Origin of the sequence: Delftia sp. ASV31 (genome assembly GCF_016428765.1) — a bacterium.
Classification (GTDB): Bacteria; Pseudomonadota; Gammaproteobacteria; order Burkholderiales; family Burkholderiaceae_C; genus Comamonas; species Comamonas acidovorans.
Map to the genome: position 1 here is coordinate 1 of NZ_JAELTK010000214.1, position 457 is coordinate 457.

1 protein-coding gene is annotated in these 457 nt (G+C 45.7%); it reads right to left on the minus strand.

Translation table 11 applies throughout. The annotated features are described in order from the left end of the window. Positions 1 to 435, minus strand: a 435-nt coding sequence (locus JHD82_RS29055) for a GNAT family N-acetyltransferase (protein ID WP_199140364.1), incomplete at its 3' end; no start/stop codon positions are given. Between the last annotated feature and the right edge of the window lie 22 nt (positions 436 to 457).

Sequence of the window (457 nt, forward strand, 5' to 3'; positions counted from 1 at the left end):
GCTTATAGAAAATAGATAGTCTTCCCTGGTTTCACCAGTGCGTTTCGCACCAAAACGCTCGTGAAATCTAACTACATGTTCATTATCTTTACGAACGTCGAAATGGCTTGCTGTGAACTCTAGGCTATCTGTGGAAAATGCGTAGACCATAAGCGCTGACTCAATTGCTGCGTGCGACGGACTACCGTTCTTGATGATCCAAGACCCCCAGCAAAAACTCTTTCCCTTCGCATCATACAAACGGACTGTACCGATTGCCTCACCGTCATTTTCGATAATGAAATATGCCTGCCCCTCATTGATCGAGTAATTTTCCAACCAATTTCTTTGCTGCTCTAAATTATTGCGGGTCTGGCTCAGATACTTGGCCTTGTCGGGATCGGTGCGCAGAGAGAGTATGAACTCCGCATCATCAACGACTGCATTCCTGAACACCAAGGTCCTACCTCTGATATAT